Origin of the sequence: Sphingomonas trueperi, assembly GCF_040545665.1 — a bacterium.
Taxonomy (GTDB): domain Bacteria; phylum Pseudomonadota; class Alphaproteobacteria; order Sphingomonadales; family Sphingomonadaceae; genus Sphingomonas; species Sphingomonas trueperi_B.
This window is the reverse complement of the sequence record NZ_JBEPMH010000004.1, coordinates 332,313-356,981: the sequence shown is the minus strand read 5'-3', so window position 1 is coordinate 356,981 and position 24,669 is coordinate 332,313. Positions and strand designations below refer to the sequence as shown.

The 24,669-nt window shown below is 65.2% G+C and carries 25 protein-coding genes; 17 read left to right on the top strand and 8 right to left on the bottom strand.

What is annotated here, in order from left to right:
• Positions 1-173: 173 nt before the first annotated feature.
• On the bottom strand, positions 174-788 hold the full coding sequence (locus ABIC65_RS15040) for a TetR/AcrR family transcriptional regulator (protein WP_354309803.1): 615 nt from the start codon (positions 786-788) through the stop codon (positions 174-176).
• 68 nt (positions 789-856) lie between these two features.
• On the opposite strand from ABIC65_RS15040, the gene ABIC65_RS15035 reads away from it, so the two are divergent.
• Together ABIC65_RS15035 and ABIC65_RS15030 are read left to right on the top strand one after the other, a co-directional pair.
• Positions 857-2,317: an efflux transporter outer membrane subunit gene (locus ABIC65_RS15035; protein WP_354309802.1), complete on the top strand. Its 1,461-nt coding sequence runs from the start codon at positions 857-859 to the stop codon at positions 2,315-2,317.
• A gap of 3 nt (positions 2,318-2,320) precedes the next feature.
• The gene (locus ABIC65_RS15030; protein WP_354309801.1) at positions 2,321-3,397 is read left to right on the top strand and encodes a quinone oxidoreductase family protein; all 1,077 of its coding nucleotides are present in this window, start codon (positions 2,321-2,323) and stop codon (positions 3,395-3,397) included.
• A gap of 29 nt (positions 3,398-3,426) precedes the next feature.
• Here ABIC65_RS15030 and ABIC65_RS15025 read toward each other — a convergent pair whose 3' ends face one another.
• Positions 3,427-4,974, bottom strand: a complete 1,548-nt coding sequence (locus tag ABIC65_RS15025; protein WP_354309800.1) for a DHA2 family efflux MFS transporter permease subunit — start codon at positions 4,972-4,974, stop codon at positions 3,427-3,429.
• 122 nt (positions 4,975-5,096) lie between these two features.
• On the opposite strand from ABIC65_RS15025, the gene ABIC65_RS15020 reads away from it, so the two are divergent.
• Positions 5,097-6,011 carry a LysR family transcriptional regulator gene (locus ABIC65_RS15020; protein WP_354309799.1) on the top strand — a complete coding sequence of 305 codons (915 nt, stop codon included), beginning with the start codon at positions 5,097-5,099 and terminating at the stop codon, positions 6,009-6,011.
• Here ABIC65_RS15020 and ABIC65_RS15015 read toward each other — a convergent pair.
• On the bottom strand, positions 5,999-6,898 hold the full coding sequence (locus ABIC65_RS15015; RefSeq protein WP_354309798.1) for an AraC family transcriptional regulator: 900 nt from the start codon (positions 6,896-6,898) through the stop codon (positions 5,999-6,001). The genes ABIC65_RS15020 and ABIC65_RS15015 overlap by 13 nt on opposite strands.
• Positions 6,899-7,007: 109 nt before the next feature.
• On the opposite strand from ABIC65_RS15015, the gene ABIC65_RS15010 reads away from it, so the two are divergent.
• The 5 genes from ABIC65_RS15010 to ABIC65_RS14990 are packed head-to-tail and all read left to right on the top strand — an operon-like array spanning position 7,008 to position 9,949.
• Positions 7,008-7,469 carry a DUF4126 family protein gene (locus tag ABIC65_RS15010; protein ID WP_354309797.1) on the top strand — a complete coding sequence of 154 codons (462 nt, stop codon included), beginning with the start codon at positions 7,008-7,010 and terminating at the stop codon, positions 7,467-7,469.
• Between the two features lie 39 nt (positions 7,470-7,508).
• On the top strand, positions 7,509-7,934 hold the full coding sequence (locus ABIC65_RS15005) for a MarR family winged helix-turn-helix transcriptional regulator (protein WP_354309796.1): 426 nt from the start codon (positions 7,509-7,511) through the stop codon (positions 7,932-7,934).
• Between the two features lie 57 nt (positions 7,935-7,991).
• Positions 7,992-8,531: a nuclear transport factor 2 family protein gene (locus ABIC65_RS15000; protein WP_354309795.1), complete on the top strand. Its 540-nt coding sequence runs from the start codon at positions 7,992-7,994 to the stop codon at positions 8,529-8,531.
• Between the two features lie 49 nt (positions 8,532-8,580).
• Entirely contained in the window at positions 8,581-9,315 is a 735-nt protein-coding gene (locus ABIC65_RS14995) for an SDR family NAD(P)-dependent oxidoreductase (protein WP_354309794.1), read from the top strand.
• A gap of 1 nt (position 9,316) precedes the next feature.
• Positions 9,317-9,949 carry a glutathione S-transferase family protein gene (locus ABIC65_RS14990; RefSeq protein WP_354309793.1) on the top strand — a complete coding sequence of 211 codons (633 nt, stop codon included), beginning with the start codon at positions 9,317-9,319 and terminating at the stop codon, positions 9,947-9,949.
• Between the two features lie 30 nt (positions 9,950-9,979).
• On the opposite strand, the gene ABIC65_RS14985 is transcribed toward ABIC65_RS14990, so the two are convergent.
• Positions 9,980-10,543 carry a TetR/AcrR family transcriptional regulator gene (locus tag ABIC65_RS14985; protein WP_354309792.1) on the bottom strand — a complete coding sequence of 188 codons (564 nt, stop codon included), beginning with the start codon at positions 10,541-10,543 and terminating at the stop codon, positions 9,980-9,982.
• A gap of 89 nt (positions 10,544-10,632) precedes the next feature.
• Between ABIC65_RS14985 and ABIC65_RS14980 the strand changes: the two genes are divergently transcribed.
• The 3 genes from ABIC65_RS14980 to ABIC65_RS14970 are packed head-to-tail and all read left to right on the top strand — an operon-like array spanning position 10,633 to position 12,623.
• The gene (locus ABIC65_RS14980; RefSeq protein WP_141988059.1) at positions 10,633-11,319 is read left to right on the top strand and encodes a glutathione S-transferase family protein; all 687 of its coding nucleotides are present in this window, start codon (positions 10,633-10,635) and stop codon (positions 11,317-11,319) included.
• Between the two features lie 47 nt (positions 11,320-11,366).
• A complete protein-coding gene (locus ABIC65_RS14975; RefSeq protein ID WP_354309791.1) occupies positions 11,367-12,344 on the top strand; it encodes an alpha/beta fold hydrolase in 978 nt (325 codons plus the stop codon).
• 6 nt (positions 12,345-12,350) lie between these two features.
• A complete protein-coding gene (locus ABIC65_RS14970; protein ID WP_354309790.1) occupies positions 12,351-12,623 on the top strand; it encodes a hypothetical protein in 273 nt (90 codons plus the stop codon).
• Here the strand turns inward: ABIC65_RS14970 and ABIC65_RS14965 are convergent.
• Positions 12,547-13,548: a GlxA family transcriptional regulator gene (locus tag ABIC65_RS14965; protein WP_354309789.1), complete on the bottom strand. Its 1,002-nt coding sequence runs from the start codon at positions 13,546-13,548 to the stop codon at positions 12,547-12,549. The genes ABIC65_RS14970 and ABIC65_RS14965 overlap by 77 nt on opposite strands.
• Positions 13,549-13,780: 232 nt before the next feature.
• Between ABIC65_RS14965 and ABIC65_RS14960 the strand changes: the two genes are divergently transcribed.
• Together ABIC65_RS14960 and ABIC65_RS14955 are read left to right on the top strand one after the other, a co-directional pair.
• Positions 13,781-15,253: a catalase gene (locus ABIC65_RS14960; RefSeq protein ID WP_354309788.1), complete on the top strand. Its 1,473-nt coding sequence runs from the start codon at positions 13,781-13,783 to the stop codon at positions 15,251-15,253.
• Positions 15,250-15,909 carry an HD domain-containing protein gene (locus ABIC65_RS14955; RefSeq protein ID WP_354309787.1) on the top strand — a complete coding sequence of 220 codons (660 nt, stop codon included), beginning with the start codon at positions 15,250-15,252 and terminating at the stop codon, positions 15,907-15,909. Before ABIC65_RS14960 ends, ABIC65_RS14955 begins: the two co-directional genes overlap by 4 nt.
• 58 nt (positions 15,910-15,967) lie before the next feature.
• On the opposite strand, the gene ABIC65_RS14950 is transcribed toward ABIC65_RS14955, so the two are convergent.
• Entirely contained in the window at positions 15,968-16,774 is an 807-nt protein-coding gene (locus ABIC65_RS14950; RefSeq protein ID WP_354309786.1) for an oxidoreductase, read from the bottom strand.
• A gap of 92 nt (positions 16,775-16,866) precedes the next feature.
• Here ABIC65_RS14950 and ABIC65_RS14945 point away from each other — a divergent pair, with 92 nt between their 5' ends.
• Positions 16,867-17,466, top strand: a complete 600-nt coding sequence (locus tag ABIC65_RS14945; RefSeq protein WP_354309785.1) for a TetR/AcrR family transcriptional regulator — start codon at positions 16,867-16,869, stop codon at positions 17,464-17,466.
• 16 nt (positions 17,467-17,482) lie between these two features.
• Here the strand turns inward: ABIC65_RS14945 and ABIC65_RS14940 are convergent, their stop codons facing one another.
• Positions 17,483-18,274, bottom strand: a complete 792-nt coding sequence (locus ABIC65_RS14940; protein WP_354309784.1) for an alpha/beta fold hydrolase — start codon at positions 18,272-18,274, stop codon at positions 17,483-17,485.
• 210 nt (positions 18,275-18,484) lie between these two features.
• A complete protein-coding gene (locus ABIC65_RS14935; RefSeq protein WP_354309783.1) occupies positions 18,485-19,774 on the bottom strand; it encodes a tyrosine-type recombinase/integrase in 1,290 nt (429 codons plus the stop codon).
• Between the two features lie 736 nt (positions 19,775-20,510).
• Here ABIC65_RS14935 and ABIC65_RS14930 point away from each other — a divergent pair.
• The 3 genes from ABIC65_RS14930 to ABIC65_RS14920 are packed head-to-tail and all read left to right on the top strand — an operon-like array spanning position 20,511 to position 24,528.
• Positions 20,511-21,815 carry a cytochrome c gene (locus ABIC65_RS14930; RefSeq protein WP_354309782.1) on the top strand — a complete coding sequence of 435 codons (1,305 nt, stop codon included), beginning with the start codon at positions 20,511-20,513 and terminating at the stop codon, positions 21,813-21,815.
• A complete protein-coding gene (locus ABIC65_RS14925; protein ID WP_354309781.1) occupies positions 21,812-22,288 on the top strand; it encodes a (2Fe-2S)-binding protein in 477 nt (158 codons plus the stop codon). Before ABIC65_RS14930 ends, ABIC65_RS14925 begins: the two co-directional genes overlap by 4 nt.
• Entirely contained in the window at positions 22,285-24,528 is a 2,244-nt protein-coding gene (locus tag ABIC65_RS14920) for a xanthine dehydrogenase family protein molybdopterin-binding subunit (RefSeq protein ID WP_354309780.1), read from the top strand. The genes ABIC65_RS14925 and ABIC65_RS14920 overlap by 4 nt, the downstream gene beginning before the upstream one ends.
• The last annotated feature ends 141 nt before the right edge of the window (positions 24,529-24,669 follow it).

Here is a 24,669-nt window from a genome sequence, read left to right as displayed (position 1 = left end):
GTGGCGGCCCGGCCCGCGGATCCGGCGCCTCCGCGTCACAAGCTGAAAGGGAGAGAAGGACTAGAAGGGGAAGAGCGACAGGCGAAAGGGTTTGCGACACGGGAGCCTCCTGGATCGGCTCCCATCTGCGCGGTAGTGACTAATATGTCAAGGCGTCACTAGTCATCAGTTACCTACGGCGCCAGACTGCGCAAGATAAGAGCGGACACCTCCGTGGCCGCCTCGGCCGCGTCGTCCAGACCATATTGGAGAATCAGCGGGTTGGTGAACGGCTGCACCACACGCAGGATCGCGCGACACACCTCGTCCGCCGGCGTCTTGCGCTCGAATTCGCCGGCTGCTCGTCCTTCCTGAAGGATGGTCTCCAGCCGCGCCCGTAGTCCGTCCCCATAGCGAACCGTTGTCTGCCATTTCTCCGCAGAGGAATAGGACGCTATCTCGTACAGCTTGCGATCTTCAAAGAATAGCCGCACCCCTTGATTAGCAACGACACCTATAAGGCGACGCATCTTTTCCGTGGCACTAGGCGCATCAGCGAGAGCGGAATCAACCGCATCGAGAATGATTGATAGGAAATTCCAGCAGATTGCCTCGCCAATCGCCTGCTTGGAGCCAAAGAACTTGTAGATATAGGCCTTGGAGAACCCGATTTCACGAGCAAGGTCGGACACCGTGGTCTTGTCATAGCCATAGCGGCTGAAATGCTCGCCCGCCGCGGCAATGATCTGCTGGCGCAGGCGCGCCGCGTTTTCCGTCCTATCGGACGCCTGGGGTTCCACATCGCTCATGCGAAGGCTGATAGGACAGCCTGTCCAGCTTGACAACGAGTGTCTATAATGGAATTTGGTCACAACCATTGACCGAGGACGACATGCGAACCCTCTCCCTCCCGTCGAGAAGCCTAGCGCTCTGCGCGCTCCTCTCCGCTTGCGCCGTCGGCCCGAACTACAAAAAGCCAGACTTGGCCGCGCCGCCCGCCTTTGTAAGCACGCAGGTGCCGGATGGTGCCGCTGCGCCTCGTGCCGACTGGTGGAACGCCTTTGGTGATCCCATGCTCACCACCTTCGTCGTCCGGGCGGAAGCCCAAAATCTCGACATAGCGCAGGCATTGGCGCGCGTTCGACAAGCCCGAGCTGGCCTTCAGCAGGCGACGGCCGCGCTGCTGCCCTCCGGCACAGTCTCCGGGCAGGCGACCACCGCGCATCTTTCTACCGATACGCCGACAGGGCGTATCGTCACCCAGGTTGCCGGCGCTGGCCGGGATCTGGAGACGTACGAACTGAATGCGAATGCCGGGTGGGAACTGGACCTGTTCGGCGGCCTGCGGCGCGGTCGCGAGGCAGCGGTCGCCGATTATCAGGCATCGCGCGCGGGCGTAGCCGCTGCCCGGCTGAGCATCGCGGCGCAGACGGCAGATACGTATGTGACTATTCGCGGGCTGCAGGCGCGCCTGGCGATCGCGCGCGATCAGGTCGAAACGCAAAGACGGCTTGTACAGACCGTCGCGCTGCAATACGCCAAGGGTGTCGCCGCCGAACTGCAGCTGCGCCAGGCCGAAGGCGCGCTTGCCCAGATCGAGGCCATCGTGCCGGTGCTCGAAAATGCGCGCGACATGGCACTGAACGCGCTCGATATCCTGCTCGGCCAGCAGCCAGGGACATGCAGGCAGGAATTGGCGGAGGTCCAACCGATCCCCTCCGTTCCCGCGCTTGGGGACATCGGCACGCCGGCCGATCTTCTACGGCGACGGCCGGACCTGATTGCGGCCGAGCGCCACCTCGCCGCATCCAATGCCCGGATCGGCAGCGCGATCGCCGAGTATTTCCCGAAGCTTTCCATCGGCGGCCTAATCGGCACTGCGACCACCACCACGAGCACATTGTTCACCGGCGGCGCCTTTCAGGCGCAGGGCGTAGCGGGCCTGCGCTGGCGGCTTTTCGACTTCGGCCGCGTCGATGCGGAGATAAAGATTGCGCGCGGGCAGAACGCCGAGGCGCTGGCCTTCTATCGGCTGAGCGTGCTGCGCGCCTCCGAGGATGTCGAGAACGCACTGTCCGCACTGACCCAGCGATCGCAGCAGCAGGAGACGCTGGCTGGCGGCGAGCGCGCTCTTGCGCGTGCGCGGGACGCATCCTTCGCCGCCTACAAGGGCGGCGTCGTCAGCCTGATCGAAGTGCTCGATGCCGACAGCCGCCTGCTTGGCACACGGGATGCCCGCGCCCAGGCGCAGACTGAGGCGGCCCGTGCCGCCATCGCCACCTACCGCGCGCTCGGCGGCGGCTGGGAAATTCTTGGGCCTACGGACGGAAGGATCTGAATCTTGGCAAGCACCAGCTTTCGCGCGATCGGCTATACGGAGGCGCGCGCCGGACTACCACTCGTCGCCTTCGATCACCCGATCCCCGTGCCCGGTGCCGGCGAAGTCCTCGTGCAGGTGCTGGCCTCTTCGCTCAACCCGCTGGAGTACAAGCTCGCCGAACTCAACTTCATGGGCCGCGCAGCGCCAGTGCCCCTCGGCTTCGATCTAGCCGGGTATGTCGCGGCGGTGGGGCCTGGCGTCGAGACCTTCGAAGTTGGCGATCCGGTGGTAGCAATGGCCGATTGCGACGGCGATGGCGGCTGGGCGGAAGGCGGTGCGGGCTATGCCATCGCCCGCGCCGCTCTTACCGTACGCAAGCCGAGTGCGCTCAGCTTCGCAGCAGCAGGCACGCTGCCGGCCTGTTTTCTCGCCGCGCACCTGGCGCTTACGGAGCATCTTGCGGGCGTGCAGTCGATCTATATTCCGGGTGGCGGTGGCGGTGTCGGGCACCTGGCCGTGCAGATCGCCAAGAAGGTGTTCGATGTGCCGCTGGTGATCAGCAGCGCCGGCCGAGCAGACTCGCGCACGCTGGCGGAAAAGTCGGGCGCCGATATCGTGCTGGATCGTCAGTTACAGGATATCCCCCGCGAGGTTGCGGGTCTTACCGCCGGACAGGGTGTCGATTTTGTGTTTGACGCGACCTATAGCGAGATCGGCTTTGTCGAAACCGCCGGGCTGGTCCGCCGCGGCGGTGCTTGGTCCGTGCTGGGCGTCGGCCCGGGCCGTACGACCCGCACCAGCGAAACGAAGAGCCCAGTCGCGGACATCCTCGCGGCGCGGGAAGCGACACTACTCAATGCCAATGTGCTCAGCTTTTTCAGCACGCCGGCGTCCGACAGGGCTCAGCATTTCGCGCCACTTGAAGCCGGCATGCGCGATCTCGCGCGCTGGACCGCGCTTGGGCGGGTCACGCCGCACATCGGCGCCACGCTGCCGGGAACAACCGAGACGATCAGCCGCGGCCTCGCGGAACTGAAGGCGGGGACTGCGCCAGTCGGCAAGATCGCAGTGCAGCTTGGGCACAGCGCAGGGCAATGAGCCCTGCCCTGCGTTCGTGGCGCGGACGCTCAGTCCGCCGCCACGACATGGTCGCTGGGTGCCGGGCGCTTGCAGAACCACAAGATCGCTATGAGTGCGAACGAAACCCAGCCGCACACCCAGAAAATGTCAGTGGCAGAGAGCAGATAAGCCTGCTTGATGACTTCCTGGTAGAACAGCCCAATGCTCTGCGCGTGCGAGACACCCCGCGCGCCGAGATCGAGCTGGTCGCCGGGCCATCCCGCTCCCTGCGTCGAGATCGCCTCCACCAGCGCCGTCTGGTGAAGCGCTTCGCGGCGATCCCAGAAGGTCGTGACCAGCGAGGCTGCAAAGCTGCCGGCGGTGATCCGCGCGAAGTTGGACAGGCCGCTCGCCGAGGCGAGCTTTTCCGGCGGGATGCCGTCCAGCGAGATGGTCAGCAGCGGCACGAAAAACAGCGCTGTCGCTACGCCCTGCACGAAGAGCGGCAGCGCGAGCGAGAGAAAGTCGGCATCCGGCGTGTAGTTCGCACGCATCAGGAAGGAGCAGCCGAAGCAAAGAAAGGACAGGCTGGCGCCCAACCTCGGGTCGAGCCGCAACCGCCCGGCGAAAGGCGTGGCCAGCACCGCCAGCACGCCGCTCGGTGCTGCGACCAGTCCCGCCCAGGTGGCGGTGTAGCGCAAATGCTCCTGCAGCAGAAGCGGCAGCAGCAGGTTATTGGCGAACAACAGCGCATAGCCAAGGCAGATCGACAGCGAACCCAGCGCGAAATTGCGGCTGCGGAAGAGGCGAAGGTCGACGGCGGGGTGCGCGTCGGTCAATTCCCAGATGATCCACAGCGCGAAGCCGATCATCGCGCAGATCGCGAACGCGGTGACGAGCGGGTCCTCGAACCAGTCACGGTTCTTGCCGAGGTCGAGCACGATCTGCAAACTGAACACCCAGAAGGCAAGCAGCGCCAGGCCGACCGTATCGACCTTCAGCTTGCGGGTGTTTTCGGCCATCCCGGCCAGGTTTCGGCGGGTGATAAACGCAGTAGCGATGCCGAACGGCACGTTGATCAGGAAGATCCAGCCCCAGAAGTAGTTGTCCGAGATATAGCCGCCGAGCACTGGCCCCAGCGCTGGCGCGGACAGGGTCGTCGCCGACCAGATCGACAGCGCAAGGCCGCGCCGCTGGGGCGGGAAGACCGAGATCAGCAGCGCCTGGCTACCGGGGATCATTGGCCCGGAAACCCCGCCCTGCAGCACTCTGAACAGGATCAGCGAAGGCAGGTCCCAGGCGACGCCGCACAAAAAGGACGCCATCGTGAACAGGACCACCGAGGTCACGAAGGTGCGCACCACCCCGTAGCGCTGGGTGAACCATCCGGTCAGCGGCACCATCACCGCATTGGCGACGGCGAACGAGGTGATGATCCAGGTCCCATCATCGGTCGAATGGCCCAGATTGCCGACGATGGTGGGAAGCGAGACATTGGCAATCGAACCGTCGAGCACCTGCATGAAGGTGCCCAGCGCCAATGCCACGGCGGTGACGGCAAGCGCAGAGCCCGCCAGGGTCCCAGCCGCGCCCTGCGTCTTGGTCTCGGTATCCATTGTTCCTCGGAAGGGTTCGGGAGTGGCGACCTGATTGGTCGGTGACACCAGACGTACGCAGAGCCTTCCACTTCGTCCAAAACCTTCGCGGTTCTGGCCGCAACTTGTTGGGTAGAGCACTGATGGAATTACGGCAGCTCCGCTATTTCCTCGCCGCTGCGCGCCATCTGAACTTCACGCGCGCCGCGCGGGAGGTGCATATCGCGCAGCCGCCCTTCGGCCGACAGATCGCTGCACTCGAGGCGGAACTGGGCGCCCAGTTGCTGAACCGCGAGGCGCGCGGCATGTCTCTCACGCCGGCCGGCGCTCTGGTGGCTACGCGCGCCGAAGAAATTCTGGGCAGCATCCGGCGGCTGGAACAGGATGTCGCCGCTCTCCCCGTTGATGGCTGCAGCCCGTTCCGCATCGGCGCGACGCCATGGCTGCTGCACGGCAGGATGCCTGATGGCATCGCCTATCTCCGCCGCGCGCATCCCGATCTGGAGGTGAGTCTTTCGGTTCACCCTATTGAGGAACTGGAAGCCCGCTTACGACGCAACGAGCTGGACCTGACCGTGGGAGACGAGCCCAGCCAGGACCCTGCGATCGAACAGATACAGCTCCGGGAGGAGGCGTTCGTCCTGGCGGTGCCTGAGGGTCACCGCCTGCTGCTTGCACCGACCGGCCGCGAGCCAGAGGAGGATGTTCTAATCCAGATTGAGACACGCAAAGCCCGGCGTGACGAACACATCGCCAAAGCCCTGCGCGCATTGGGCGTGCGGGTCGGAAGGACACTCACGGTCACCGAACCCGGGGCGGCGTTGGCGCTTGTGGCCGGCGGCGCCGGCGTCGCCGTTGTACCCGCGCTTGCGCGACGAATGCACTCGCAAGGCATCGTCTATCTGCCGCTGCCAGGCATTTTTTCTCCGGTGCTGTTATCTTCCCTCCGCGGAAGGAATATGGCCGTCGTCGCTGGTCTCGCCGACGCGCTTCGCCGCCTGGAGGCCGAGAATCGATTCCAGGCGCCACTAGAAGCAAACACTGTTCAGGGCTCCTGACGCGCTCCGCTCGGCGGGACTCCGAAACGCGCTTTGTATGCCCGGCTGAATGCCGCATCGGAATCATAACCGATGGTGCGGGCCACCACGTTCACCCGAGCGCCCTCAATCCGCAGCAGGTCGCGCGCCAGGTGCAGCCGCCAGTTTTTCAGGTAGCGAAGCGGCGGCTCACCGGTACAGGCGAGAAACCGTGCGGCGAACGCCGATCGCGACATCGCCGCCGCGGCAGCAAGCTGCTCGAGCGTCCAAGGGCGATGCGGATCAGCATGGATGGCACTGAGCGCACGCTCGATCCGCGGGTCCGCTAGGCCGCCGATCCACCCGTTTGCGCCTTCCGGCAGTGCTGCCGCCCAGGAGCGCAGCGTCCGCACCACTAGCACGTCAATCAATCGAGAGATCATGATGGCCGCGCCCGGCCCTGGTGCTGTCGCCTCGGCCAGCAGGAAGTGGACGAGCGGCTCGAGCCAGGCGGCATTGCCGCCATGATCCCGAGCGATGCGGATGAAGGGCGGCAACGTGCGGAAGATCGATTCCTGCGTTCGATCGTCGAAGCGGAAGGTGCCGGTCACCAGCCGGGTATCCTCGATCGCGGCGATGGCATGGGCATTGCCCAGCGGCACCATGATCAGATCGCCTGCGGTCGCTTCGTGGAAGGTCGCGTCGAGGCTCAGGGTGACGCGTCCCTGGGCCACCAAATGGAAGGATGAGGCACCGGCTGCAACCTGCTTTACCGCGCCGGCCTCCAGACTGGAGGCCGCAATGGATTCACCGCGCATCCGCAGCGGCGACAATAGTTCCGACAGAAGATCGGTGCTGCGCGCGTCCGCAGACGATCGGGCAAGATCTGCGGATGCACCGTCATGGGCTTCTTCAAACGGCCTACGCATATTCGAAACGGACGAGCGGTGTCACGGCGATACGCCCCCAGTCGATGTGCGCGGGTCGCGCAGACTGCCCCTCTTTCTTCAAAGCAAATGAAGCGCAAGGACCTTTTCGATGTTGATAATTCCTCCTTTCCTGCTCGGGGTCGTAGCCGGGCTGCGCGCGATGATGGCACCTGCCGCCGTCAGCTGGGCTGCCTATTCCGGCGCGATTGATCTCACCGGCACGCCTTTGGCGTTTCTCGCATCTATCTGGGCCGCGATCGTTCTCTCGATCGCGGCAGTCGCAGAACTCATTTCCGACAAGCGCCCGACCACCCCTGCCCGCACGGTACCGCCACAGTTCGGCGCACGGATCGTGACGGGCAGCCTCAGCGGCGCAGCATTGGGCGCAGCACAGGGAAGCCTTGTAGCCGGGCTCGTTTGCGGTCTGTTTGGAGCGGTGATCGGCACGTTGGCCGGGCGCGCCGCCCGCGCTGCGCTTGCTCGTGGCTTCCGTGCCGACCGGCCTGCGGCATTGGTCGAGGACCTGGTGGCGCTGATCGGCAGTGCGCTGATTGTCACAAATTTCTGGTGACCCCCTTGAACAGTGCAATTGCACACATATCTTTCGACCATGACGAGCGGTTTCGGACCCGACCTCTGCCACAACTTCGCTGCGCGTCGTAGCGCGCGCGGCCTGACACGGCTGTACGACCAGCATCTCGCATCATCCGGTCTTTCTGCGTCGCAATACTCGATCCTTGCGGTGATCAGTGCGCGTGAGTCGATCACCATCGCGGATCTCGCCGAAGAAATGGTGATGGAACGCACGACGTTGATGCGCGCGCTCGGCCCATTGGAAAAGGCGCGCCTGATCGAACGGCGCCCGGTGGAGGGACAGCGTGCCAACGCGCTCGCCCTAACAGACGCTGGCACCGCGCGGCTGCATCTTGCGGCCCCGCTTTGGGAGGCTGCGCAACAGGCATTCGAGAGAAGCGTCGGTCCGAACCGCGCAGCGCAGCTTCGTGACCTGATCCTGGAAATTGGATTCGAACGATAAGACGCACCTGTCTTATACCTCATGATGTGCAATTACACACTATTTTGGGAATTTTGAATGGGCTTCTTTCCGAAGATTCAAGCCAGCAGCGTCGTCGCTCCTGAAGTCCGCGCTGACGCCATCGATTATGTGAACCGCGTCAACTGGCTGTTCGAGACGTGGGACCTTGAAGGCGCGATCGCCGCCTTCACGAGCGACGCCCGGGTATATCATTTCCACGGTTCGCTGCACGGGGAAGCGGAGATCCGGCACTTCCTTAGCGAGGTATACCCCTATCTCATTCCGGGCGTCAGTCGGCACGCCTCCAATCACATCGTCGATGTCGAAGAGAGCGGACTGGTGGCGGTGCGCTACCAGAACCTGTTGGTCCGCTATGCGACCCTGGAGGATGCACCCAAGCTCGGCGACGGACAGGTGCAGGAGAGCGAATTGCTGCCCGCGCTGTGGCTCTACTCGCCGATGCTCGATCGATTGGAGAAGACCGAGAAAGGCTGGAAGATCGCTGAGCGCTACATCGGCGGCTCCACCACCAACATGATGCTGACGCCGGTGGATACTTCAGCCGCGGCGGTCGCACCGTATCTGCCCAAGCCTTGACGCTACGGCGTCTCGCTTGATCCCCCAAGTTTACGATCGGAGATCCACAATGAACATCCAAGATACTGTCGCCTTCGTCACGGGCGCCAACGGCGGCATCGGTCGCGCACTCGTCGCGGAACTGCTCCGCCGCGGAGCGGCAAAAGTCTATGTCGCCGGGCGTTCGCACGAACAACTCGCCCAGCTCGTTGCCGAAGGCGGCGGCAAGGTCGTGCCCGTCCTTCTGGACCTCACCGATCCGGCGCAGATCGAGACGGCAGCTCGCACCGCGAGCGACGTACGGCTGCTCGTCAACAATGCCGGCGTCTGCGAAATGACCGGCGTGCTCTCCGAAGGCGCCGATGCCGCCGCGCGCCGCGAGATGGAAGTGAACTATTTCGCGCCACTTGCACTGTCCCGCGCGTTCCTGCCCGTGCTGAAGCAGGCCAACGAGGCCGCCGTTATCAACATCCTGTCGTTCCTGTCGCTGGTCACCATGCCAAAGATGGGCACCTACTCCGCATCCAAATCCGCCGCACTGGCACTGACGCGCAGCCTGCGTGCCGAACTCGCCGACCAGTCAATCGCTGTGGTTGCGAGCATGCCCGTGCAGGTCGACACCGCGATGGGCGCTTGGTCCTCCGACGCCAAGGTCACGCCCGCGGAAGTGGCTACCGAAACGCTTGATGCGCTGGCCGAAGGTCTCGACGACGTCTTCCCGGGAGAACCGACCAAGGGGCCGGCGGCGATGTTCGCGTCTGATCCCAAGGGCCTGCAGGCCTATATCTCCACGGTTTTGCCCTGAAATGCCGCAGACTGCCCCGCAGCCGCCCGCCCTTGAGCTGATCGGCGCCCGCACCGGCAACTGCCTCAGGGTGGCAATCGCAATGGAGGAGGCGGGGCTAGCCTATGCAGTCCGGCGGCTGAACCTTCGGGACGGGGAGCAGCGTTCTCCGTCCCACCTCCGGTTGAATCCCGCCGGCAAGGTTCCGACGTTGATCGATCGACGTGGGCCCGAGACGCTCACGATCTCACAATCAAACGCCATCCTGCTGCACCTTGCCCGTACCACTTCCGGGCTGCTGTTGCCGGAGGATCCTGCACGACATGCGCTGGCGCTGGAACGCTTCTTTTACTTCGTCACGGACGTAATCGGACCCAGCCACGCGGCGTTCCGTGCGCGTCAGCTTGGTGACGACGACGCGGCAGATCATCTCGACGGGGTTGCGGTAATGGCCCTCGCGGCAGCCAATGCGTTCCCGGCACCGGGTGGCTACATGGCCGGCGACAACGTGACGCTTGCCGACATTGCTGCATTCACCATCGCAGGCTCCTACCGCACGGTGCTGGATCTCGGGAAATTTGCCAACTTCGTTGCTTGGTACCAGCGGATGGGGACCAGGACGGCCGTTCTACGAGGGATGGGCGCCTGGGACTGATGGCTGGGCTGAAGCCCTCACCATCACCTTTTACGCTGGAATGAGACGACTTGCGCGGTACGACTGGATCGCCCGGTCGTACATCGTGGCGTCGCTTCGTCCGCGCGCGACAAGTTGCGCGCCTTCGATAGCCGCGAAAATCGCAATTGCCCGGTCAAGCCGGGCATCCGCACGCAACTCCGGCAGCAGGCTTTCCAATCGAGACTCCAGCCACGCGACGTTCATGTCGGTGAACCGCGACACTTCGACACGCACTTGCTCCGGCAAATCATGCTGCTCCGCCGCCATGATGCCGCACAGGCACATCCGATTGTCGTCTTCCAGCGCCTTACGGAAAATCGCCAGATATCCGTCGAAGCAGCCGACAGCCGAGTCGCAAGCCGACAGCTCGTCCAGATAGGCTTTGCCCTGCGCGGTATAATCGCGGGCGAGCTCTGCTCCGAGATCGCCCTTTGTCGGGAAATGGTAGTGAATGCTGGCGCTTTTCACACCGATTTCCTTGCCGATTTCGCGGAAGCTCAAGGCGTTATAGCCGCGCGCCTGCACCGCAGAGCGGGCCGCTGCCAGAATCGCCTGTCTCGTATCGGACATCATCAATCTCCCTATCGACTGATAGATAGACATTGACTCCGCCGACAACAACGCCCATTGCCTACCTATCGATAGATAGGGAGTACACTCACATGCGAATCTATGACCGTTCCGGCTTCCCCAATCCCGCCCGGGTCCGCATCGTTGTCGCTGCGAAGGGCCTTGAGGATCAGATCGAATTCGTTCCCGTCGACCTGATCGGCGCTGGCCACAAGCAGCCCGACTTTCTCGCGAAGAACCCGTCGGGCGTCCTGCCGGTGCTCGAGCTCGACGACGGCACGTTCATTTCCGAAGTCACCGCAATCACCGAGTATCTCGACAATCTTGACGGCGCGCCGCTGCTGACCGGCCGCACGCCGCGCGAGAAGGCGATGATCCACATGATGCAGCGCCGTGCAGAAGCCGAGGTGAGCGAGGCCGTCGGCCACTATTTCCATTATGCCACGCCTGGACTCGGCGCCGCGCTGCAGCCGCACAAGAGCCTCGACTGGGAGGGCCGTACCGCCTGGGGCGAGCGTGAACGCGATCGTGCCTTTGCGGGCATGCGTTATTTTGATGGCGTTCTCGCAACGCGGCCGTTCGTTGCCGGGGACGGCTTCTCGATGGCCGATGCCACGCTGCTCGCGGGACTGATGTTCGCCGATGCCGCCGGCATCAGCGCGCCCCAGGACCTGACCGCGCTCGCCGACTGGCGCAGCCGCGTCTCGGCGCTTCCGTACGTCGCCAACCGCAGCGGCCAGGCCTTCGAGGCCGAAGACCTCCGCCGTCTCGGCTTTTGATCCATCGCGGGCCGAGCCCATGCTCCGCCCGCTAGAGGAGACCACGCATGTCCAATGCCTTTTTTGACGGTAGCCGCCGTTCCTTCCTGGCCGCTGGCACCGGCGGCGCTGCCGCGATCGGCTTTGCCGCCTCCAGTCAGGCCGCGACCCCGGTGGCGGCCGATCCCCGCTTCCCGGGAAGTACGCGTGTGATCAACCGTACCGCCAGCACGCTCCGCCTCTCGGACGGGACCGAGCTCTACTACAAGGACTGGGGCAAGGGTCCCGCTGTAGTCTTCTGCCACGGCTATCCGCTCTCGTCGGATGCGTGGGAAGACCAGATGTTCTTCCTGGCAGCGCGCGGTTTCCGCGTTGTGGCATATGATCGTCGCGGCTTCGGGCGTTCCAGCCAGCCGTCCCATGGCTATGACTATGATACCTTCGCCGACGATCTTGCCACGCTGATCGAAGCGCTCGACCTCCGCGCGGTAACGCTGATCGGTCACTCGATGGGTGGCGGAGAGGTAGCGCGCTATATCGGCCGCCACGGCGAGGGGCGCATCGCCCGCGCCGCCTTCGTCGCGGCCGTCACGCCGTTCCTGTTGAAGACGGCCGACAACCCCAACGGTGCGCCCAAGGCCCTGTTCGACACGTTCCGCGCAGCGGTGCTGGAGAATCGCGCGCAATGGAACCGCGACGTGACGATCCCCTATTACAGCTTCAACCGGCCGGGCGCGAAGCCTTCCGACGGGTTGCGCGAGAATTACTGGCGGCAAGGGCAGGCCACCGGCATCCAGGCGGCCTATCACGCGCTCGGCGCCTTCTCCGAGACCGACTTCCGCGCAGATCTCCCCAAGATCACCGTGCCCACCCTCGTCGTGCACGGCGATGATGACCAGATCGTACCCATTGAAATTTCGGGCAAGCTGACGGCGCAACTGGTGCCGCATGCGCAGTTGCTGGTCTACAAGGGCGGGTCGCACGGCCTGCTGCACATCGACAAGGAGCGCCTCAACGCCGACCTGCTCGCTTTTCTCCAGCGCTGAGGCGTGATGGCGATCGAGGAGGAACTCGACCGCTTCACTGCGATAGGCGATGACGGCACCTGGCTGACCGTCATCGCCTATCGTCTTGTCGACAGCGTGGACACGCCGCGCGGACCGCGCCGCTTGCTGGGCGCGCGGGCGTGGCGATTGTCGACGGGCGAGCCACTGTTGCTCGTCGACAGCGCGACCTATCTGGTCACCGCTACCGGCGAACTCGTCCGGCGGATGAATCCGCCTGCCGGTGACCGCGGAAACTTTCCCGGTAGCGCGCGGGGTTAAGGCCCACCCTGCGCTGAAACGCTCCCCGCATCTGTTCGGTGCTGGCAAAGCCGCAGTCGAATGCAATGGCCTTGAGCGGCCGGTCGGTCATCTCCAGGAGCTTACGCGCCTGATCGATCCGCACGCTTTCAACGAAGTCATGTGGGGTCACCCCCAGCTCCGCGACGAACAGCCGTGCGATGCTGCGCGGGCTGGTGCCGCCTATTTCCGCCAAGCGCTTTACGTGGAGCGGCTCGTCCAAGTGCCCGAGGACATAGTCCTGCACCTTGCCGACGGGCGAGTCCGCATCGATGCGGGCGGTGAGCAATGGGCTGAATTGGGATTGGCCGCCCTGACGCTGCGCTACGACAACCAGCCGCTTCGCGCAGGCTAGTGCCAGTGCCTCGCCATGGTCCTCGCTGACCAGCGCCAACGCCATGTCGATCCCCGCCGTGACGCCCGCCGAAGTAATCAGCGCCCCATCGCGGGCGAAGATGCGGTCAGGCTCGACCCGCGCCTTCGGGAAGCGCGCGGCGAGCAAAGCCGCATTCTGCCAATGCGTCGTCACGGTCCGACCGTCGAGCAACCCGGCATGGCCAAGCGCGAAAGCGCCTGTGCAAACCGATCCATAGCGCTCGGCGCGCGCCCCGCAGCTTTGTAGCCACCCCGACACCATCGGATCTGCTGCTGCGTCCGGCAGCGTAGGCCCGCCCGCCACCAGCACGGTGTGGAACCGCCGCTCCGCCTCCCCCAGCGAAAGATGCGGCATCAGCGCCATGCCGTTCGAAGCGCGCACCGGCGCATGCGACGGCGCTACGAGCAGGCCGTCATAGTACTCGGATCGGGCAAGAAAGCCGTTTGCTTCGGCGAAGACATCGAGCGGCCCAGCGACGTCGAGCGCCTGCACTCCATCCTGAATCAGCACCGCGATCTGCCGCTTCGCCACGCTATCCTCCCCTTCCGATCACCGTGATCGCCTATCCGAACCGCGCGGCATCATATCACACAGCATTGGCAGAATTTCCAGCAAGCGCGTGATTGCTGCCAGACCCGCATCTTGCGAAAACCGCGGGGTCGACACGGGTTGTCCACCCCGCAATCGCCCGTGCCGACACCCGATCTTCCGGCGGAGCGGTCCGCCGCCGCGCCCCAGGCGCGCTTCCACAGGAGCCTATCCGATGGCTGACGACAGGCATTTCACCACCGCTGCCGGCGCGCCGGTGGCAGACAACACCAACATCCTCACCGCGGGCCCCCGCGGCCCTGCGCTGCTGCAGGACGTGTGGCTGCTCGAAAAGCTCGCCCATTTCGATCGCGAAGTGATTCCGGAACGCCGGATGCATGCGAAAGGTTGGGGGGCGTATGGCCATTTCACGGTCACGCACGACATCACGCGCTACACCAAGGCGGCGATCTTCTCGGAGGTCGGCAAGAAGACGGATCTGTTCCTGCGCTTCTCGTCGGTTGCCGGCGAGCGTGGCGCCGCAGATGCGGAACGGGACATTCGCGGCTTCGCGGTGAAGTTCTATACCGACCAGGGCAACTGGGACCTAGTGGGCAACAACACGCCGGTCTTCTTCTTCCGCGATCCGCTGCGCTTCCCCGACCTCAACCACGCCATCAAGCGCGATCCCCGCACCGGGCTGCGCTCGGCGGACAACAATTGGGACTTCTGGACGCTGCTGCCCGAAGCGCTGCACCAGGTTACGATCGTGATGTCGGAGCGTGGCGTGCCGAAGAGCTTCCGTCATATGCACGGCTTCGGCAGCCACACCTACTCGATGATCAACGCCGCGCGCGAGCGCGTGTGGGTGAAGTTCCACTTCCGGACCCAACAGGGCATCGCAAACCTCACCGACGCCGAGGCCGGCGAGATCGTCAAGAACGACCGCGAAAGCCATGGTCGCGACCTGTTCACTGCGATCGAGACCGGCGACTATCCCCGTTGGACCCTGTTCATCCAGGTAATGACCGAAGCGCAGGCCCAGCTGCACCGGCACAATCCGTTCGACCTGACCAAGGTATGGCCCAAGGCGGAGTTCCCGCTGATCGAAGTGGGCGTGCTGGAGCTGAACCGGAACCAGGAGAACTATTTCGCCGAAGTCGAACAATCCGCCTTCTCACCGGCAAACGTCGTGCCGGGCATCGGCTTCTCGCCGGACAAGATGCTGCAGGCGCGGCTCTTCTCCTATTCAGATGCACAGCGCTACCGGCTGGGCGTCAACTTCGCCCATATCCCGGTCAATGCGCCGAAATGTCCGGTGCACGTCTATCACCGCGACGGCGCGATGCGGACCGACGGCAATCTGGGCGCGACCACGCCCTATCACCCCAACAGCAGCGGCCTGTGGGCCAACCAACCCGACTTCGACGAACCGCCGCTGCCGGTGGACGGTGCCGCCGCCCATTGGGACCACCGGGTCGATGATGATCACTGGGAGCAGCCAGGCAATCTGTTCCGCAAGATGACGCCGGCCCAGCAGCAAGTGCTCTTCGACAACACCGCACGCGCGATGGGCGACGCGGCGCCGCACATCAAGCAACGCCACGTCGACAACTGCACGCGCGCAGATCCCGCCTATGGCGCCGGCGTCGCCGCCGCCCTCGGCCTCCCCGCCTTGGCCGCCCCCACACCGGAGAACCCCGCATGACCGACACCCTGCGCCACAGCGCCGCAATCCACGGAATCGTGGTGCCAGATTCCCGCCTGGGCCGCGCGATCACCGCGTTCGTGCGCGACACCGAAAGCGAGCTGTTGTTCAACCATTCCAGCCGCGTCTTCTTCTTCGGCGCGCTTGCCGGGCTCCAGCGCGAACTGAGCGTGGATCGCGAACTGCTCTATGCAGCTGCGATGTTCCACGACATCGGCCTGATGCCCTCGCACAGCAGCCCCGATCTGCGTTTCGAGGTGGACGGCGCAAATGCCGCGCAGGACTTCCTGCTTGGGCATGGCGTCGATGCGGGCGAGGTCAACCTGGTATGGACCGCCATTGCGCTGCACACCACGCCCGGCATCCCCGCCTTCATGCATCCGGTGGTCGCGCTGACGACTGCCGGTGTGGAAATGGACGTGCTCGGCCTGACCTATGACGACTATGACGATGCCACGCGCGACGCGGTAGTTGCCGCCTTTCCGCGCACGGCGCATTTCAAGGAAGACATTCTCCAGGCGTTCTACGAAGGCATCCGCCACAAGCCGGACACGACCTTCGGCAACGTCAAGGCGGATGTCATCGCGGACAAGGAGCCGCATTTCCACCGCGGCAATTTCTGCTCGGTGATCCGCGGCTCCCGCTGGGCAGGCTGATCGTCTCCTGAAGACTTTGGATCGACGGCCGATCCCTCGGCCGCCGATCCACCTTTTTTCAGGCCGGGAGCCGCATCTGCTTGCGAAAGCTTTTGTCGAAGGCGCCTTCGGGCACGAAGCGGCGAAGCAGGCTGACCTGGCGAGCGACCTTGCCCACCGTATAACGATGCCGGGGCGCCCGCGCAGTCGCCGCTTTCAACACCGCCGCTGCAACAAGCTCGGGCGGATCCGCCTGTACCATCACATCCCGCATCAGCGCCTGAGCATTAGCGCGGGCCTCAGCATAGGCATCCAGCGGTGTGTCCGGCACGACGAGGTTCGCTTCGAACGCAGTCTGGGTATAAGCAGGCTCGATCAGGCTGACCCGAATACCGAAGCCGCGAAGCTCGTGATCCAGCGATTCCGACAACCCCTCGAGCGCGTGCTTGGACGCTGCGTACAGCGCCGAATAGGGCGCCGGCAAGAAGCCCAGCACAGAACTGATGTTTAGGATCCTGCCCTCTCCCTGCGCCCGCATCTGCGGCAGCACCGCCTTCACTGCGCGAATGACCGCGAACAAGTTGACCGCAAACAAATCTTCCGCCTGCGCGATCGACGATTCTTCAAGGCCGCCAAGCAGCCCCACTCCCGCGTTGTTAACGAGAAGGCGGATAGGGCCGGCCTGCGAGGCTGCGGCAACGGCCGCCTCCACCGACGCGGTGTCGGTCACGTCGCAGGCGAGCATAGTCACCCTATCGATATTCTCGCGCGGACGCCGGCTGGTGCCAAACACGCGGTAGCCGCACGCGGCGAGCAGCTTCGCGGTCGCCAGCCCGATCCCGGTCGATGCACCCGTTACCAGCGCAACCCTGTCATTCTCCTGCATATACAGCCTCTTGCCTCCTGCTCGACTCGTTTATAGTATGATCATCATATTATAGTATGGCCATAATACAATGCTGAAGAAGGAGCACGCGCATGCGACGATCGTCGCTTGAGAAAGCCGCCTCGCGGGAGCGGATAGTGGCGGCCGCCGGGCGGCAGTTCCGCGACCAGGGAATCGCTGCCACGGGCCTGGCTGGCATCATGGCCGAAGCCGGGCTGACCGTAGGTGCCTTCTATGCGCACTTCCAATCGAAGGAGGATTTGGTCAGCCACGCCCTCGACGCGGCGCTCGATCAGCAGCGGTCGGCGCTGTCATCCGATGCCGGGTCCAACCTACTTCCTGCGCTGATCGACGCCTATTTGTCGCCAGCGCACCGCGACGCGCCGGGGCAAGGCTGCGCTAACGCGGCGCTTGTCGCGGAGATCGCACGCCAGCCGGGGCCGGTGCGCGAGGGCTATACCGCGCAGCTCCGCACGTTGATCGATCAGCTCACGCCTGCGTGCCGCTCCGCAGACGACAAGGGGGCCCGTAGCCGGGCAATTGCCACCTTCGGGATGCTGATAGGCTGCCTCCAGCTCGCTAGAGCCGTAGACGATCCCGCGCTTTCTGAAGAGATCCTAGCCGCAGCCAGGGAGGCGGCTGTCGGGCTGGCGAGCCCGGCGCGTCAGAATGACGAAGGGCCCGGCGAATAGCGCCGGGCCAAGGGGCTCACATCGTCGCCTGCTCGATCGCTGCAACGAGCGCGGCCGGGTTGGTGACGAAAGGCGTATGCCCCGTATCGAGGGACACTTCCTTGCGCACCGGCGTCGCAGCCACCATTGCCGCCTGTCCTGCAGGGCTTACGACCTGATCGCGAGCGGTGTGGACATAGACCTTGTCGACACCGGCGAGCCTGCCGGAAAGGTGGATCGGCTCAGCCAGCGGCGCCAGCGGCTCTGGCACGACCGCCTTCGCAACCACCGCCTGGACACCCGCATCGGCATCATTAGCAAACAGTTCGCCGCGAGCATCCTCCGCGATTGAGGCGATGCCGTTCGCCTTGTCGACGATCAAGTGCGGCGCAACTTGCGAGCCCGGATCGGCCGTCGCCAGCGAGAGCAGCGAGTCGCCGTCGCGCGGCAGTAGAGCCGCCACATAGACCAAGGTGCGGACCTTCTCTGGCGCCGCGTCTGCAACGCTCGAGATAATTATCCCTCCGAAGCTGTGCCCGACGAGGATGACGGGGCGACGAGCCTTGTTGATCGCCTCCAGCACTACGCGTCGATAGACATCCAAACTAACGGCGTCAGAGTGCTCCGGGCTGCCTGGCCTGCCGGGCAGATCTACGGAAAGCACGCAATAGCCGTCGTGTCGCAGCGCCACCTCCACGCCATTCCAGATGGCGGCAGTCTCGAATGCTCCGTGCACGAGCACAACGTCGGGCTTTGGCTCGGGTCGCGCTATCGCGGGCAGGCTGGCTAGAGCGGTGCATATGGCGAGCAGGGTCGACGTTATTTTCATATGAGGGTCTCCGTTGTCGAGACCGAAAGCTAGTGCGTTTGCGCAGTGCACCCCATGATTGCAAATCCAGTATATTTGCCCAGACGTCTGCATACCTGCAAATGCGCGAGAGCAGCGAGCGATGGCAGCTAAGTCTTACGGCGATTAGCGAGGTGCCCGCCCATGGATCAGGTAGCCAACCATTATGCGTTCCCGGACGTTGGCTGACACTTATCGGACAAGTGGAACTACGGCACGTGCCGCGATCTCCTCCAAGCCGTCCGCAATCCAAAAGCTGTAGTGCTTCTCGATCATCTCGACACTGGTGTCGTGCAGAGCGGCAACAAGTCGGATGGGACTGCACAAGCGCAAGTGGCGGACGATTGACGAGTGACGGAGACTGTAGGGTCCATACCCAGGAAGGCCAGCACGTTCGGCGACGAGCCTGAACACCTTGGTGATCTCGTGGGAGGCCCGCCACGGTCGACGTCCCTCGCGAACCCATCTGCCAGGCCCTTTTTGGCGATGATGCCAGCGTTCCACCAGATGGGCAGTTTTGTCCCGCCCATCGATAGCGGGCTGCAACATCTCAATTACGTCCTTTCCAACTGGAATCGGAACGTAGCGTGCGCTCTTCTTGCGCCCCTTGGCACTTGACGGCATCATGATGCGTGATGCGATGATCTGCAAGTCTTGCACCGCAAGGCGTTGCACCTGACTAAATCGGGCGCCCGTGGCGGCCAAGATAATGACCATTCGCAGGAGGTCGCCGTCCCAATCCCGCTCATTGTCGATTTGTCGGGCGGCCTCAATGATCCAACGCACCTCTTGATCGCTTAGGATTTGACTGTCCCGAGCGACAATCTCCGCCGGCTCGACTGCCTCGGCGCAGGGTGCTTTCAGTCCATTCTTGATGGTTAGGGGAAGATCGGCCGGAAGCCCGCGACGCCCTTCCAAGGCGGCCGCATTCAGCGCTGCCTTCAGATCGGCCGCTAAGCGCGTCCGGGAACTTGCTTTCCCGCTGGTGAGCGCCTCGCGCCAACCCCGCAGCATCTCTTCCGTCAGCGCGTGCAAGGGCACGTTGCAAAGAGCATCGTTGCACAAGACGTGCTTTGTGAGGCGGGTGTCGGCAGTCGACCGCACCGTTCGTCCAGCGCGCACACTGGCCCGTGCGTTCTGCCGAACGATGTAGCTCTTCACCGCAGCCCGCACGGTTATGGCGGGGCCAGCCGCTTCAGCCGCAGCAGCGCGGCGACCGCTCGCGACAGCCTCGCGTGCCGCCTTGCAAGCACCTTCGAACGTGAGCGTCCCCTCGGTAATCACATCATCGGCTGTGCCGATGGTCTGCTGCCGATACGCACCATCCCCTTCGTAGCTGCGTACCAGCCATCGCCCGCCCCGCTTCGCCTTGCGGTAGCCAAGATGCGTGTCCGGATCGAGCAGGCGCCAGTGTACACCCGGCGTCAAATTCGCCCGCGATGCTCGAGTGGTGATTGGCGTTTCTCTCAGGTTTTTCGGCATGTTGGACCTGAAAACTTGTCAAATATACGTCAAATATACGCCTCCGGATCGCTCTGCACAAGCGCGCACTTACTTCGTTAACATATTGATATACATGGATGTATTTGGATGGTCATGGACGTCAAAATACCTGAATTTGTCCCTCCGAAGGCAGAGGCCACAGGTTCGAATCCTGTCGGGTGCGCCATTTATCAATGGCTTAGCTAGATCAGCAGCAAACTTGTCAAATATATCTCTCCGGACTCCTGCGGCTGCGGGCGCACGCCTCGGTCCGAATCCGAGCGGTTGCCGCTTTGAACGCTCTCAGCATCGCCAGGAAGAGTGGATGAGAGGCGAAGAAATATAAGCTGGCAAGCCGCCCTTCGGACGCCGGCAGCGGGAATCATCACAGAAGCGCAAGGGCCGAAAGTGGGACATTCCTGCCGTTCCCCCGGCACGTGTCTAACGGCAGCTGTCGCCAAGACCTGCCTCTTAGCCGGCGCGAGACCGCTTGGCAGCGCGACCTTCGTCCGGACATTGTGAGTCCGGCACGCTACTAGTCAGCCGTGACCGCCTACTCCGCGCCCTCTTAGCTAATGCTCTACATAGTCCACCAGCACTCAGTTGGCCCGCCAGGGGAGGGTGCGCGGCATTATGTGTGGTTTGTTCAATCCGTGGCACCAGCGCACAAGAAGCCGCAAAGCCTGAAAGGCAGACCATGCGGCATGGGTAGCATCGGCCATCGGGAACAGCGTTCATGGTCTTCCTCCTGAAGCGGGTCCGCGGCAACGCGCGATGGCTGCTCGCTCTCCTGCTTCTCGGCCTCGCCGGCGCGCTAATCGCGCTGGCCCTCAGCTGGCGGCCGGCGATTGCGCCCATCGCGCCACCGCCGGCTCGCAGCTTCACCTCCGAACAGGTCGCGCGCGGCGCGGTGCTGGCGAAGCTGGGCGACTGCGCGGTCTGCCATACCCGCGACGCGGGCCGCCCGCTTGCCGGGGGCCGCCCGCTGGCGACGCCGTTCGGCACCCTCTATTCGGACAATCTCACGCCGGATCCAGAGACCGGGATCGGCCGCTGGTCCGCCGCCGCGTTTCGGCGGGCGATGAAGGACGGCGTCAGCCGCACCGGCACGCACCTCTATCCCGCCCTGCCCTACGAGCATTTCACCCATGTCCGCGATGCGGACCTGGACGCGCTCTACGCCTTCCTGATGACGCGGCGCCCGGTGCACGAAGCGGCGCCCGCCAACCGGCTGATCTTCCCGCTCGGCTTCCGGCCGCTCCTCGCCGGATGGAAGCTGCTGTTCCTTCACCACGGCGAGACGCCGATGGACCCGGCACGCTCCGCCGAGTGGAATCGCGGCGCCTATCTCGTCGAGGGCCTCGGCCATTGCGGCGGCTGCCACACGCCGCGCAATCTCGCCGGCGGCGAGATCCGCTCCCAGGTCTATGCGGGCGGCATCGCCGAAGGCTGGCGCGCGCCGCCGCTCAACGCCGCCAATCCCGCCGCGCGCCGCTGGACCCAGGAAGCGCTGGTCACCTATCTGCGCACCGGCATCTCGCCCGATCACAGTGCCGCGGCCGGTCCCATGGGCCCGGTCGTTGAAAGCCTCGCGCAAGTGCCCGAAGGCGAGGTGCGCGCCATCGCCGCCTATATCGTCTCGAAGATGGGTGGCGCGCCGAGCGCTCCGGCCGCGCCGCTCCCAGATAATGCCGACGCCGCCGCCCGCCGCTTCCCCGATGGCGCGGTGCTGTTCGCCGGTGCCTGTGCCGGCTGCCACGGCCCCGGCGCGCCGATGATGGGCCAGGGACGGCCGCTGCTGTCGCTCGCCACCGTGCTCCGCGACACCGAGCCGACCAGCGCCGCCCAGGCGGTGCTGCAGGGTATCGAGCCGCCGGTCGCCGGTCGCGGCCCAAAGATGCCCGGCTTCGCCGACGCGCTGACCGACCAGCAGATCGCCGCGGTGCTGGGCTATCTCCGCGCCCGCTACACCGACCGGCCGGATTGGCGGAAGCTCCCCGCCGCCGTCGCCAAGGCCCGCAAGGAAGGCGCCCAGCCATGACGCTCTCGATCACCGTGAACGGCGCCCGCCACCAGGTGGACGCCAGCCCCGAGACGCCCCTGCTCTACGTGCTGCGCGACGATCTCGGCCTCAACGGCGCCAAATATGGCTGCGGGCTTGGCCAATGCGGCGCCTGCACCGTGCAGCTGGACGGCAAGGCGGTGTTCTCGTGCGTGACCCCGGTCTCGGCAGTAGGCGACCGGCCGGTGCGAACGGTGGAAGGGCTCGGCACCGTGGATCGGATGAGCGCGCTCCAACAGGCATTCCGCGACGAGCAGGCAGCCCAGTGCGGCTATTGCATCGCCGGCATGCTCCTGCGCGCGCAAGCCCTGCTCGACGCCGATCCGCACCCGGACGAAGCGAAGATCCGCGCGCACATGCAGACCAATCTCTGCCGCTGCGGCACGCACATGCGCATCCTTCGCGCGATCCGTCGCGTCGCCGGCATCCCCAACGATGGAGCCGCCGCATGAGCATCGATCGGCGCCAGTTGCTCGCCGGCGGCGGCCTGCTCGTCGCGTTCTCCCTGGCGGGGCATGGCCTCGCCCAGCTCGCCGGCGGCGGCGAAGGCGGGGCCGCGCCACCACCGCGCCGGCCCGACCTGCCCGGCAGCCTGAAGAGCAACCCGGTGCTCGACAGCTGGGTGCACATCGCCTCCGATGGAAAGATCACCGTCTTCTCGGGCAAGGCCGAGCTGGGCCAGGGCATCCGCACCGCGCTGCGCCAGGTCGCAGCGGAAGAGCTGGACGTGCCGCCGACCACGATCGACCTCGTCACGGCGGACACCGCCCGTACCCCCGACGAGGGGCTCACCGCCGGCAGTCACTCGATGCAGGACGGCGGCACCGCCATCGCCAATGCCTGCGCCAATGTGCGGATGCTGCTCACCCGGGCCGCGGCGAAGCGCTGGGGTGAAGCGGCCGACACGCTATCGACGAACGGCAAGGCGCAGGTGATCGCGCCCGATGGCCGCAGCCTGGGCTATGGCGCGCTGGCGGCGGAGCTGTCGCTGCACGTCGAGGCGATCCCCAACGCCCCGCGCCGCGATCCCCGCAACTATCGCACGCTGGGGCACGACCTGCCGCGCATCGACATCCCGGCCAAGCTCACCGGTGGGGCGGCCTATGTGCAGGATCTGCGCCTGCCCGGCATGCTCCACGCGCGCGTCGTGCGGGGCCCCAGCTACGGCACCCGCCTCGCCAAACCGCAGCTCGATCGCGCCCGCAAGATGCCGGGCGTGGTCGCGGTGATCGAGAATGGCCGCTTCGCCGCAGTCGTCGCCGAAAGGGAATGGCAGGCCATCCAGGCGATGCGCGTCGCGCAGGACAGCGACTATGTCCGCGACAAGCCCCCGCTGCCGGTAGACGATGGCCCGCACAGGCTGCAGAAGCTGCCCACCCGCGAGATCCAGGTGCTCGACACGCACGACGGCGCGAAGCCCGTGTGGAAAACCGTGCGCGGCAGCTACAGCCGGCCCTGGTACAGCCATGGCTCGATCGGCCCTTCCTGCGCGGTGGCGCTGGCCAAGGGAGGCGAGCTGACGCTCTGGTCGCACAGCCAGGGCGTGTTCGACATGCACCGCGCGGTCGCCGAGCTGGTCGGCCTGCCGCCGGAGAAGGTGCGCTGCATCCACACCCCCTCGGCCGGCTGCTACGGCCAGAACGGCGCCGACGACGTCACCGCCGAGGCCGGGCTGATCGCGATGGCGCTGCCCGGCCGCCCGATCCGGCTGCAATGGATGCGCGAGCAGGAATTCGGCTGGGAGCCGTGCGGCTGCGGCATGGTCACCCGCGTCGAGGCGGCGATCGGCCCGGACAAGCGGATCGCGCACTGGAACTATGAAGTTTGGAGCAACTCCCACAACAACCGCCCGGTCGGCGCCGGGGGGTATGCCGTGGCGCAGGAGATCAGCCCCGGCTTCCCGGCACCCGAACCCAAGCCGATCCCGATGCCCGAAGGCGATGGCGACCGGAACGCCAACCCGCTCTACGTCTTTCCCAACATGGACGTGCGCTACCATTTCGTGCCGGAGATGCCGCTGCGCGTCTCGGCGCTGCGCTCGCTCGGCGCGCATCTCAACGTGTTCACGATCGAGAGCGTGCTCGACGAGCTGGCACTGGCCGGCGGCGTCGATCCGCTCGCCTTCCGCCTCGCCCATATGCAGGACGAACGCGCGCGAGCGGTGATGATCGAGGCGACCAACCGCTTCGACTGGGCCAGGCGTCCGCGCGGCGACGGCCGGCGCGGCTGCGGCATGGCCTTTGCCCGCTACAAGAATATCGGCGCCTATTGCGCGATCGCGATGGAGATCGAGGTCGAGCGCGAGACCGGCGCGGTCACCGTCCACCGGGTGCAGGCGGCGGTCGATGCCGGCCAGCCCGCCTCGCCTGACGGCATCCGCAACCAGGTGGAAGGCGGCATCCTCCAGTCGCTGAGCTGGGCGAAGCGCGAGGCGGTGACCTACGACGCCACCCGCCGCACCAGCTTCGACTGGGGCAGTTATCCGATCCTGCGCTTCGAGGAGGTGCCGGGCACGGTCGCGGTGCACGTGATGGACCGGCCGGGTGCCCCCTTCCTCGGCGCGGGCGAAACCGCGCAGGGGCCCACAAGCGCCGCACTCGCCAACGCGATCGCCGACGCGACCGGCGCGCGGCTGCGCGACATGCCGCTCACGCCGGAGGTGGTGAAGGCCGCAATCGGGCTGGCAGGTTGAAGAACCGGGGGATCGAGGTCCGCGCGGTTCGGACGCCGTGCAGCGTGCCGTCGATCATCGCCGTGCTGCGGCGCGCACGAGCGGATGGGGATCATCGGCAATCTCTATGGCGAGGCGCGTCCTGCTAGCCGGGGAGGGCCG